The 11,774-nt window shown below is 70.9% G+C and carries 10 protein-coding genes; 4 read left to right on the forward strand and 6 right to left on the reverse strand.

Annotated features, from left to right (window positions below; all coding sequences use genetic code 11):
- Nucleotides 1-85 precede the first annotated feature (85 nt).
- Nucleotides 86-382 (reverse strand): hypothetical protein, encoded by a 297-nt coding sequence (locus ACFXQA_RS07280; RefSeq protein ID WP_394519158.1) that lies wholly within the window; start codon nt 380-382, stop codon nt 86-88.
- A 241-nt stretch (nt 383-623) separates the two neighbouring features.
- Between ACFXQA_RS07280 and ACFXQA_RS07285 the strand changes: the two genes are divergently transcribed.
- Nucleotides 624-830: a DUF3499 family protein gene (locus ACFXQA_RS07285; protein ID WP_394519159.1), complete on the forward strand. Its 207-nt coding sequence runs from the start codon at nt 624-626 to the stop codon at nt 828-830.
- Nucleotides 831-834: 4 nt separating this feature from the next.
- Here the strand turns inward: ACFXQA_RS07285 and ACFXQA_RS07290 are convergent, their stop codons facing one another.
- Complete coding sequence (locus tag ACFXQA_RS07290; RefSeq protein ID WP_394519160.1) at nt 835-1,662, reverse strand: RDD family protein; 828 nt, start codon at nt 1,660-1,662, stop codon at nt 835-837.
- A 15-nt stretch (nt 1,663-1,677) separates the two neighbouring features.
- Here ACFXQA_RS07290 and ACFXQA_RS07295 point away from each other — a divergent pair, with 15 nt between their 5' ends.
- The 3 genes from ACFXQA_RS07295 (at nt 1,678) to katG (ending at nt 5,511) form a co-directional block, all read left to right on the forward strand.
- Nucleotides 1,678-2,673: a stage II sporulation protein M gene (locus ACFXQA_RS07295; protein WP_394519161.1), complete on the forward strand. Its 996-nt coding sequence runs from the start codon at nt 1,678-1,680 to the stop codon at nt 2,671-2,673.
- A 142-nt stretch (nt 2,674-2,815) separates the two neighbouring features.
- Nucleotides 2,816-3,241 carry a Fur family transcriptional regulator gene (locus tag ACFXQA_RS07300; protein WP_394519162.1) on the forward strand — a complete coding sequence of 142 codons (426 nt, stop codon included), beginning with the start codon at nt 2,816-2,818 and terminating at the stop codon, nt 3,239-3,241.
- Entirely contained in the window at nt 3,238-5,511 is a 2,274-nt protein-coding gene (gene katG / locus ACFXQA_RS07305) for a catalase/peroxidase HPI (RefSeq protein ID WP_394519163.1), read from the forward strand. Before ACFXQA_RS07300 ends, katG begins: the two co-directional genes overlap by 4 nt.
- A 123-nt stretch (nt 5,512-5,634) precedes the next feature.
- Here the strand turns inward: katG and ACFXQA_RS07310 are convergent, their stop codons facing one another.
- From ACFXQA_RS07310 to ACFXQA_RS07325, 4 genes are all read right to left on the reverse strand, one after another.
- Nucleotides 5,635-6,603: an NAD-dependent epimerase/dehydratase family protein gene (locus tag ACFXQA_RS07310; RefSeq protein ID WP_394519164.1), complete on the reverse strand. Its 969-nt coding sequence runs from the start codon at nt 6,601-6,603 to the stop codon at nt 5,635-5,637.
- Nucleotides 6,600-9,296 carry an alpha/beta fold hydrolase gene (locus tag ACFXQA_RS07315; protein WP_394520206.1) on the reverse strand — a complete coding sequence of 899 codons (2,697 nt, stop codon included), beginning with the start codon at nt 9,294-9,296 and terminating at the stop codon, nt 6,600-6,602. The genes ACFXQA_RS07310 and ACFXQA_RS07315 overlap by 4 nt, the downstream gene beginning before the upstream one ends.
- A gap of 11 nt (nt 9,297-9,307) precedes the next feature.
- Complete coding sequence (locus ACFXQA_RS07320; protein WP_394520207.1) at nt 9,308-10,330, reverse strand: 3-oxoacyl-ACP synthase III; 1,023 nt, start codon at nt 10,328-10,330, stop codon at nt 9,308-9,310.
- A 142-nt stretch (nt 10,331-10,472) separates the two neighbouring features.
- Nucleotides 10,473-11,774, reverse strand: a complete 1,302-nt coding sequence (locus ACFXQA_RS07325) for a DUF58 domain-containing protein (RefSeq protein ID WP_394519165.1) — start codon at nt 11,772-11,774, stop codon at nt 10,473-10,475.

Here is an 11,774-nt window from a genome sequence, read left to right on the forward strand (position 1 = left end):
GATTAATGCGCCTGCAACACAAGCTTCACGAGAGCACCGGACAGCAACGTCCGGTGTTTCCGAAAGGTTTCGCCGGTGCCGGAGATCAGAAGAAGCGGAAGCGCTCGGGCCCGAGATCCCACGGATCGCGGTCGAGGTATTCGGCGGCGGCGCGGAAGACGCACCCCTCGATCACGATGCGGCGGTGCATCTCGTCGTCGCGATGCAGGTGGCTGAGGCGCTCGATCGGAACGCGGTAGACGATGATGCGCTTCTCTTCGCGGAGCACGCGCCAGCGCGGGATTCCGGCATCTTCGACCAGCGGGGGCATGATGCCGATCTCGAACGAGACGTCGCGCAGTTCGTCCCACGCCGACCGGAGGAACTCCGAGGCGGTGCCCACCGTGAGTTCGAATCGATCGGCTCGGGTATCGAGTGGGGGGAGCGGGGGCCGCACCACGGGGCTGCGGTTCTCGCGCCCGTGCCGGCCGTGTCGTGACGAACGCGTCGGACGCGCAGGAAGAGGTTCCCGTACTCGTCGCCACGCCATGGCGTCATCTTACGCGGGGTGCCCCGAGCACGGGGTGGGCGCCGCACGGGGTGGCGTCGAAGGCGTGGGGGATGACGCGACTAACGTGTGGACGATGCGCGAGAGACTGTGTTCGAAGGTGGCCTGCGCCCGCGAGGCCGTGTCGACGTTGACGTACGACTACGGCGATCAGATGGCCGCCGTGGGTCCGCTGGGCCGCGCCGACGATCTTCACGCGCACGACCTGTGCGCGATCCACACCGAACGGCTCTCGGTCCCGCGCGGGTGGATCGTCGTCCGCCACGAGACCCTGCAGGTCTGACGGCTCAGCGCAGCACGTCGTCGGTCCCCGCCAGCAGGGAGGCGACTTTCTCGTTCCGCCGCTGGAGCGCACGCCATTCTCGATCACGGCGCACCGCCGCGACCCCGCGCAGCAGCGTCTCGGCGTCGACCGCGGGGAGCGGCGCGACGTGGGGGGCGACCTCGGCGGCGAGGGACGCGGCGAGCCGCGCCCGTGCGCCGGGGAGAAGATCCGGAGCCTGCCTCACGAACTGCGAGATGCGCGAAGAGAGCCGGGCGGGGAGGCGGTCGACGTCGGCGACACGCGCCCAGTCGGCGAGGACGTCGGGCACACCCGGGGCCGGAGGTGGCAGCGGCTGGGTGCGGGTGCGCTCCGAATAGGTGCCGGCGAGGAGGTCACCGAGCCGCTGAGACCGGGGGGTGAACGCCCCGACGAGGGCAGCGCCCGCGCCGACGGTGAGCCAGATCTCGAGCACGCCGGCGAGAGCGCGCAGAAGCGCCTGACGGAACCCGGCCGCGCCGCCGTCCGCACGGACGATGCGTCCGCCGACGACCAGCTTGCCCAGGCTCCGCCCGCGGGTGACGGTCTCGATCGTGGTGGGTAGAACCACGGAGACCAGGACGAGGACAACGATGCCGAGAATGGGTAGAACGTCGAGACTCACCGTGCCCGCGCCGATGAGGTAGGTGGCGACCAACAGGAACAGGAAAAGCACCGCCAGCGAGGCGACCACGTCGATCAGGAGTCCGACCGCCCGCAGGAAGAACCCCAGGGGCTGCACGTCGAGGGCCACGGCCTCACCGGTGAGCGTCTCCTCCTGGGGGATCCGAACCGGGGCGGGCGGCTGCGTCATGGATACAGTTAACCAGTGGACCTCGATGCCCTCACCGCCGCGCGCCGTGACGAATGGGCGCGCCTGGACGAACTGGGCCGCCGCCGTCGGTTGAGCGGACCCGAAGTCGACGAGTTGGTGACGCGCTACCGCGCAGCATCCGCCGATCTCGCCGACATCAAGACCTCCGCCGGCCGCACTCCGGAGGGCGACCACGTGTCCACCCTCCTCGCCCGCACGCGGCTGCGCCTCACCGGGGCGCGCGAGAACGTCCTTCGCCAGGTGCCGCGGTTCTTCGTGCGCCAGCTTCCGGCGGCGTTCTACCGGGTGCGGTGGGCCACACTCGTCATCGCCCTCGCCTTCACCCTGGTCGCGGCCCTCGTCGCCGTGTGGATCTCGTCGGATGCCGCGACCCTCGCGGCGCTCGGTCCGCAGGCCGATCTGCAGGCCTACGCCGATCAAGAGTTCACCGGGTACTACACCGAGAACCCCGCGGCCGTCTTCGCAGGAACCGTGTGGACGAACAACGCCTGGATCGCCGCGCAGTGCGTCATCTTCGGCATCACCGGATTCTGGCCCGTCATGGTCGTGATCCAGAACGCCGTGGGGGTCGGGCAGGCCGCGGCGATCATGTTCGCATTCGGGCGCGGCGACATCTTCTTCCAGTTCATCCTCCCGCACGGTCTGCTCGAGCTCACCGCGATCTTCGTGGCCGCGGCGGCCGGACTCGGCATCTTCTGGGCGTGGGTCGCACCCGGTGCCCGGTCACGGGGTGAAGCGCTCGCCGAGGCGGGCCGCTCGCTCGGCACGATCGCCGTCGGCCTGGTGTTCGTGCTCGCCCTCTCCGGGCTCGTCGAGGGCTTCGTCACTCCGCAGCCGTGGCCGTGGCAGATCAAGCTCACGATCGGCGCCGCAGCCCTCGCGGTGTTCCTGGTCTACGTGTTGGTGCTGGGCCGGCGCGCCGTACTCGAGGGGGAGTCGGGCGATCTCACCGAGTACGAGGCCGGAACGCCGCGCCTCATCGCCGGCTGAGACGCAGCGCGGTCGACACGCGGACACGCCCGGGAGCACGACTCTTTTGATCAGATCAAAAGAACGACGCTAGGGTGGGGACGTGCCGTCAACCTCCGCCGAATCCGCTTCCCAGAGTGCGCTCCGGGCAGTCGGACTTCGCGTGACCAGCACGCGTGTCGCGGTGTTCGAAGCCCTCCAGGACATGCCGCACGCCCGCGCCGACGAGGTGTTCGACCACGTGCGTCCGGTGCTCGCGCACACGAGCCTGCAGTCGGTCTACAACGCCCTCGGCGACTTCGCCACGGCCGGCATCGTGCGACGCATCGAGCCGGCGGGCCAGCCCGGCCGCTTCGAGCTGCGCGTCGACGACAACCATCACCACCTGGTGTGCACGTCGTGCGGCCGGGTCGAAGACGTCGACTGCGTCGTGGGGCACGCGCCCTGCATGGTGCCCGGCGACACCCGCGGCTTCACGCTCGTCTCGGCCGAAGTGACGTTCTGGGGTCTCTGCAGCTCGTGCAGTGACGCCGCAGCATCCGCTCGTCTTTCCCCTGTCCCTGCCAACCCCGTAGAAGGAACCGAATGACTGAGAGCGATACCCCCGTCGTCACCGACGAGGAGACCGAGTCGACCACCGTCACCGGCGAGGAGACCACCGCCGCGGGTGCCAGCTGCCCCGTGATGCACGAGGATCTTCCGCGCCCCACGTCCGGCGACCCGAACCACACCTGGTGGCCGAACAAGCTGAACATCGACCTGCTGGCGTACAACCCGGCGGAGCGCAACCCGCTCGGCGAAGACTTCGACTACGCCGCGGCGTTCCAGGGCCTCGACCTCGCCGCCGTCAAGGCCGAGATCCTCGAAACCCTGACTACCTCGCAGCCCTGGTGGCCGGCCGACTTCGGACACTACGGTCCGCTGATGATCCGCCTCGCCTGGCACAGCGCCGGTACCTACCGCGTCTGGGACGGCCGGGGCGGTGGCGGCAGCGGCCAGCAGCGTTTCGCGCCGCTGAACAGCTGGCCCGACAACGTCGGCCTCGACAAGGGTCGCCGCATCCTGTGGCCGATCAAGAAGAAGTACGGGCAGAGCCTGTCGTGGGCCGACCTCTTCATCCTCGCGGGCAACGTCTCGCTCGAGTCGATGGGCTTCAAGACCTTCGGCTTCGCCGGCGGCCGCAAGGACGTCTGGGAGCCTGAGAACGTCTACTGGGGCTCCGAGACCGAGTGGATGGGCGACGAGAAGCGCTTCCCGGGCGGACGCGAGGCGAAGAACCTCGAGAAGCCGCTCGCCGCGACCCACCTCGGCCTCATCTACGTGAACCCCGAGGGCCCGGCCGGAAACCCCGACCCGCTGCTCGCGGCGCACGACATCCGCGAGACCTTCGGCCGCATGGCGATGAACGACGAAGAGACCGTCGCGCTGATCGCCGGCGGTCACACCTTCGGCAAGACCCACGGTGCGGCGCCCGACTCCAACCTCGAGGGCGACGTCGAGGCCGCGGGTATCGAAGAGCAGGGCCTCGGCTGGAAGAACAACCACGCCAGCGGCAAGGGCGACGACCAGATCACGAGCGGGTTGGAGGTCACCTGGACGTACCACCCCACCCGCTGGGACAACGAGTTCTTCCACATCCTCTTCTCGTACGAGTGGGAGCTGTTCAAGAGCCCCGCGGGCGCCTGGCAGTGGCGCCCGAAGGACGGCGCGGGCTCCGACCTCGTGCCGTTGGCGCACGATGCGTCGAAGCGTCGTGAACCCCGGATGCTGACGACCGACCTCGCACTGCGGTTCGACCCGTCGTACGGCGAGATCTCGCGTCGCTTCTTCGAGGACCCGGATGCTTTCGCCGACGCGTTCGCCCGCGCCTGGTTCAAGCTGACCCACCGCGACCTGGGCCCGAAGGTGCGTTACCTCGGCAGCGAGGTGCCCGCCGAAGACCTCATCTGGCAGGATCCGCTTCCGGCGGTCGACCACGAACTCATCGACGCGGCGGATGCTTCGGCGCTCAAGCGTCGGCTCGTCGAGTCGGGCCTGACCACGGCACAGCTCGTGTCGACGGCGTGGGCCGCAGCATCCACCTTCCGTGGTGGCGACAAGCGGGGCGGCGTCAACGGCGCCCGCATCCGCCTCGCCCCTCAGAAAGACTGGGAGGCGAACAACCCGGCCCAGCTCGCCACGGTGCTCGAGGTGCTCGATGGCGTGAAGAGCGACTTCGATTCCGCCCAGACCGGGGGCAAGCGCGTCTCGATCGCCGACCTGATCGTGCTGGCGGGCAACGCCGGCATCGAGCAGGCCGCGCGTGCGGGCGGCGTCGAGGTCGAGGTGCCCTTCCGTCCCGGCCGCGTCGACGCGACCCCCGAGCAGACCGACGCCGACTCGTTCGAGTGGCTCGAGCCGATCGCCGACGGGTTCCGCAACTATCAGAGCCGGTCGGCGTCGCTCCCGGCCGAATACCACCTGATCGACAAGGCGAGCCAGCTGACGCTGACGGCGCCCGAGACGACCGTGCTCGTCGGAGGCCTCCGCGCCATGGGCGCGACCTGGGACGGTTCGGCGTTCGGTGTGCTGACCGAGACCCCGGGCGCGCTCACGAACGACTTCTTCGTGAACCTGCTCGAGCTCGGCACCACGTGGAAGCCGCTGGACCCCGGCTCGCACGCCTTCCAGGCGCACGACGACGCCACGGGTGAAGCGACGTGGATCGGCACGCGTGCCGACCTCGTCTTCGGCTCGAACTCGGAGCTGCGGGCCCTCGCCGAGGTGTACGCATCGGACGACGCGCGCGAGAAGTTCGTGCGCGACTTCGTCGCCGCGTGGCAGAAGGTCACCGAGCTCGACCGGTTCGACCTGGTCTGAGCAACATCGACGACGCGGCTCGTCCCTCCGGGGGCGGGCCGCGTCGCTGCGTGCGGGCCCCTCGACGGGCTCAGGGTCCGGCTGAGCGCCGCCCCGGTCGCTGAGCTGTCGAAGCGTCCCGGATCAGCGGGCGTAGTGGGCGGTGAGGCGCCGAAGACCCTCGTCGAGCGAGACGGTGGGCGTCCACGCGAGGTCGCGGCGGATCGTCTGCTGCTCGAACCAGTGGGCCGTCGACAGCTGTTCGGCGAGGAAGCGCGTCATGGGGGGTTCGTCCGTGCCCGGACGGACAGCCCACACCCGTTCGACCAGTGCGCCGGCGGCGCGGGCGAGGGGCGCGGGAACACTGAAGCGGGGAACCGGCACACCCGCGGCGCGGCACATCCCGGCGATCAGGTCGCCGACGGGTCGAGGTTCGCCGTTGGTGAGCACGTAGGCGCGTCCTCCGACGGCGCGGGCTCGGTGGAGGGCGGCGACGATGCCCGACGCGGCGTTGTCGACGTACGTCGAGTCGATGAGCGCCGTTCCCCCGTTGAGCAGCGGGAGTGTGCCCCGCCGCGCGCGATCGACGATGCGTTCGACGAGTTGCGGGTCGCCCGGTCCCCAGACGAGGTGCGGGCGCACGGCCACGACGGCCAGATCGTCGCCGTTGCGGTCGAGTGCGATGAGCTCGGCCTCGGCCTTCGTGCGGGCGTATTCGCCGCGTGCGCCGGCCGGATCGGCGGGCTCCGCGCCGACCCCGGCGAGGGCGTGGCCCGCGTGCGCGACCGAGGGGGACGAGACGTGGACGAAGCGAGTGACGCCGTGCGAGCGTGCCGCATCGAGCACGAGCCGCGTGCCGCCGACGTTCACGGCGTCGAATTCGGCGGGGTCTCCGGCGAGCGAGACCTTCGCCGCCAGGTGCACGATCGCCTCCACCCCTCGCGTGGCCTCATCGACGGTCGACGGGTCTGACACCGAGCCGCGCACGTCGGTGACGCCGGCGACGCCCGACGGGCGGCGCTGCAGCGTGCGCACCTCGTGGCCGGCGTCGACGAGGGCCGTCGCGACGGCGCGCCCGAGAAAGCCCGAGGCCCCGGTGGCGAGAACGATCACGGTGCGCTCGGCGGTCGACCCGCGAGGACGCCGTCGGCCCAGACCGACAGTCGGGTCCGGTCGATCTTCGAGTTGTGCCGCACATCGGTCGGGAGAGCGCGCACGGTGAGCACCGCTGCCAGCGGGATCGGTGCGGCGGCGCGGATGGCTTCGGTCAGGTCGGCGTCGGCAAGACCCGCGCGTTTCGCCCCCGGTGCCGTCTCGACCACGGCGACGCACTGACGTAGTCCCTCGGGTCCGATCCCGACGACCGCTGCCCGAGCCACTCCCGACACACCCTCGATGGCCTGTTCTGGGCCGACCGGAGTCACGGGTCCGTCGCTCGTGACGATCACGTGCGGCATCCGCCCCTCGATCCACAGGCGCCCGGCGGCGTCGAGGTGACCGACGTCGCCCGTGCGGTGCCGGCGGCTCGTCGTTCCGACGTGGTCGACCGGGTCGGCGGATGCGGCGTCTCTGGCCGCGGCGCGGTCGGTGAACCAGAGGCGGTGGTACCCGCGTTTGAGATGCGGGGCCGCGATGACGATCTCACCGGTGACGCCCGGCGTCGTCGTCAGCTCGCCCGTGGCGCGACCGTCGCGGTCGAGAGGGCTGATCAGCACGCTGCCGGCTCCGATCGGCGCACCGACGCAGACTCCGTGCTGCCCCGAGAGGGCGGCGTCTTCGACGCCGGGCAGAGTGATGTCGGTCACGAGCAGGCACTCGGTCATGCCGTAGGGCGTGTGGGCGACGGCGTTCGGCATCAGCCGCTGCGCGGCGCGGAGGAGCTCGATGCCCACCGGGGCGCCGGTGGACAGGAACGTGCGGACGCCGGCGAGGGCGGCGTGCTCATCGTCGCCGAGCGCGTGCGCGGTCGCGACGACGTTGGCGACCGCAGCGGGGGAGAGGAAGACGATCTGGGCCGCTGATTCTCTGACCGCATTCGCGACGGCGGTCGCGGTGAGGGTGCGAGGGGCCGAGACGTCCATGTCGGGGGTGGCCGATCGCGTGCCGAGAGCGGGGCCCAGCAGGGCGAACGGGGCGAAGCCGGTGACGAGCCCGGTGTCTTCGTTCACGTCGAAGTGCGCAGCGAGGGCGTCGCGCAGGGCCGACAGCTGAGCGTGCGTGTACACGACGCCCTTGGCCGGACCGGTCGATCCCGAAGTGAAGAGCACGGCGGCGTCGTCGGACGGCGAGGGCGGGGTCGGCAGCACGCGGGTCGCACCGATCTCGGCGATGTCGGCGAGGCTGTGCGCCACCCCGAGCGCTCGCGCCGTGACCGACGGCAACCGGGCGGCCGAGATGCGCGTGCCCGACCACCCGAGCGTGCGCGCAGCGGCCAGGCCCGCGACCTCTCCGATGACGAACCGCGGGTTGGTGCCGCGCACGGCGCGCGAGAGTCCGCGGATGCCGAGACCGCGGTCGGCGACGACGACCACGGCGCCGATGCGCAGGCAGGCGTACAGCACGGCGGTGAGCGTGGGGCCGGGCTGCACGAGCAGCGACACCCGGTCGCCCGGGCGCACGCCGATGCGGTGGAGACCCGCCGCGATCTGCTCGACGCGCTCGGCGAGTCGGCGCCAGCTCACCCGCAGGGGGCGGCCTTCGCTCGAAGTCGTCATGTCGATGACGGCCGCGCCGTCGTCGGTGCGGCGCTGGAACAGTTTGTCCCAGAGCGGCGGTGCATCGGCGGAATTCTCGGGGTCGGGGGTCGGTGAGGCGACGGGCGCCGCGGGAGACCCGAGCGGCGCGACGCGGTCGGCCAGCCAGGCCAGGATGACCTCGGCGTACGGGCGCTCCTCAGCGAGGAGGTGCCCCGCGCCCTCGAAACGGTGCACGTCGGCCCACGGCATCCGCTTGGCGAGATCGTCGAGATGCTGTTCGCCGAAGACGGGGTCTTTCGGGCCTCGCAGGAGCAACGCGGGTACGCCGAGCGCGCCGAGCCCGCTCGACACCCGGTTCAGCGCCGGTGTGCTGCGATGGGCGGGGGTGGCGGGGATGTCGGCGACGAACTGTCCGATTCCGCGACGGCGCGCGGTGGTCGAGTACGGCGCACGATAGGCGTCGCGCACGGCCGGTTCGAGGCGAGGGTCTGCCAGCGACAGGGTCACGTCGAGGAATGCCGTGCTCACGGTCGTGACGGCGCCGAGAACCCCTCGCGCCCCCGCGACCCGGAGAAGGAACGGGATCTGCTGCTCGGCGGGGTGGTGCACCGCCGTGTTGAGCGCGACCACGCCGGCGAGTCGGGAGGTGTTCTCGACCGCCCATCCGAGCGAGATCGGGCCGCCCCAATCGTGTCCGACCGTGACGATCGGCCCTTCGGGGGCGAGTGAGCGCACCAGAGCACCGAGATCGCCGATGCGTTGCTCGAGGGTGCGCAGCTGTGCCGTGCGCTCGGAGAACCCCATCTCGAGCTGATCGACGGCGACGACCCGCCAGGCCGGGGCACCCGCGCGGGCCTCGCGCAGCGACGCCGTGAGCAGGTCTCGCCACAGGTAGGACCAGGTCGGGTTGCCGTGGACGGCGATGATCGTGCCGACCGGCTCGATTCCGAGAGCGCGCAGCTCGTCTCCCGTGTCGAGAACGTGCCACTGCCGAGACGTGCCGGAGTCGCCGCCGAAGCCCGGGACGGCGACGATGCGCGAGAACTCCGGCGGCAGTCCGGCCAGGCCCGCGGGCGGGAGCGTCGCTGCTGCACCCTCGCTCTTCGCCATGACCGGTGAGGTCACCACGCCAGCTCGAGCATGCCGGTGTTCAGTCCCGAGCCCACGCCCATCAACAGCACGCGATCGCCCGAGCGGAGGGTCGCCTGCTCGGCGTCGAGGGTGATGGGGATCGAAGCGGGGCCGACGTTGCCGAGGTGCGGGTAGGTGACGGGCACCCGGCGGCGGTCGAGACCGATGGCTCGGACGATCGCGTTGGTGTGCACGGCAGAGACCTGGTGGGTGATGTAGCGGTCCATGTTCGACCACGACCAGTCCGAACGCGCCTCTTGCCACGCCGAGGTCACGAGTTCCATGCCGCCCTTGAGCAGGGCCTTGGCGTCGGTGAACATGCCGTCGACGCTGCCGACGCAGAGCTCGTGGAACTGCGTGGCCGCGCGGGTCACGCCCCCGATCAGGCGATGTCCCTCGGGGTGTTCGCTGGCGCGCCCGAGCACTGCCGCCGCCGACCCCGACCCGAGGGTGAGGGTGGCGAACTCGCTCATGAAGGTGTCACGGTCGGTGTTGCTGCCCAGCAGCCGCGCCACGGTGTTCACCTGCACGTCGTCGGCGTCCTCGCCGTTGACGATCAAGGCGTAGCGCACCTGACCCGACTGGATCATTCCCGCAGCGAGGCTCATCCCGTTGATGAAACCGAGGCAGGCATTCGCGACGTCGAAGTTGACCGCCGAGCTGGGGAGTCCGAGTTCGTGGTGCAACCGGACGGCGACGGAGGGTTCGAGGTGCTTGCGGGTGACCGAGGTGTTGATGATCAGACCCACCTCGCTCGGGTCGACACCGGCCTCGGCGAGGGCGCGCTGAGCGGCGATCACGGTCGCCGTATCGGCGGACTCGCCCTCGGCCCAGTTGCGTCGCTCGAGCACGCCGGCGACGCGCCGGAGCAGCCCGGGCTTCAGGCGCATGCGAGACAGCGCCGTCGAGAGTCGGTTCTCGATGTCGTCAGACGAGGTGACGCGCCCGGGTAGCTGACTGGCTACCGAGATGAGGGCGACGTCATCGAATCGGGTTGTGGCGTTTCCGTGCAAGAGATCTCCGGGGGTGACGGCGGTCGGCGGGACGGGGCACTGCCTGTGCACGAGTTCGCGGCCACATCCTTGCAACTTTAATCCGCTCCGTATGAAGGAGGGCGTATGAGCTCGTGCCTTGACTATTCTGCTAAGTCCGCGTTCACAGGCGTCCCGCGGCTTTCAGCGCCAGATATCGGTCGGCGACCAGAGGAGGAAGTTCTTCGGCGGAGGCGACGAGGGCTTCGCCACCGGCCCGACGGACCGCGCTCGCCACGCGTCCCGCATCGCGACGGGCGCGCTCGGCAGCAGCCGCGGCGTAGACGTCGTCGGCGTCGCGGATGGCGGGGTCGGGGGAGTCGGCATCCGTGGCCGTGGCGACCAGCACCCGGGTGCGATCGGTGAGACCCGAGAGGGTGCCGAGGAACCCGCGCGCGGCGAGTGGTTCGTCGTGCGCGGTCAACAGGACGACGAGCGAGGGCCGCCCGGTGAGCAGCCGGACCTGCGCGTACGCGGCGTCCCAGTCGGTATCGATGAGTTGCGGCTCGACGGGAGCCATCGCATCGACCATCGCCGGCAGCAGCGCGGCACCCTCGACACGGGTGACCAGCCCGCGCACGACGCGGTCGAACAGCAGCAGGTGCACGTGATCGCCCGCCCGGGTGGCGAGGGCCGCCAGCAGCAGCGCCGCCTCCATCGCGGCGTCGAGCCGCACGCCGTCTCCCACACGTGCCGCCGCCGTGCGGCCCGAGTCGATGACGATCACGACGTGGCGGTCGCGCTCGGGACGCCAGGTGCGGAGCATCGTGGTGCCCGAACGCGCGGTGGCGCGCCAGTCGATCGCGCGCACATCGTCGCCGCGCACGTACTCGCGCAGCGAGTCGAATTCGGTGCCCTGTCCGCGCACCTGCACGCTGGTATTGCCGTCGAGCTCGCGCAGACGGGCGAGCCGCGAGGGAAGGTGGCGCCGGGAAGTGAACGGCGGAAGAACCCGAATCCGGCCCGGCGCGTTCAGGATCGCCTGGCGACCCGCGATACCCAGGGGCCCGCGCGCGCGGACGACGATCCCCTCGGTGCCGAGCTCGCCGCGTCGCCGCGGCCGAAGCGGTATCGGCACCGAGCGGCGCTCGCCGACGGGGATGTCGACGCGCGAACGCGCGGCGGGCGCGCCGGCCGTGGGCTGCCACATGTCACGCACACGACCGTGCAGGTCGCGCCGGCCGGTGTTCGACAACAGCAGTTCGGTCACGACCGGCTCGTCACGGAGTACCCGCGGAGGAATGCGCCGCTCGATGCGGATGCTGCGCGGATCGGCCGCGACGACAGCATCCGCCGTCATCGTCGAGAGGCTCAGCAGTACCCACCCGCCGGCCGCCGCCCACGCGTTGATGCCGCCGAGCGAGAGCACGACGACGGGCACGACGCCGAGGGCGACGAGGAACGGGAACCGGCCGGTGACGTACAT

Origin of the sequence: Microbacterium shimangi, assembly GCF_043556445.1 — a bacterium.
Classification (GTDB): Bacteria; Actinomycetota; Actinomycetes; order Actinomycetales; family Microbacteriaceae; genus Microbacterium.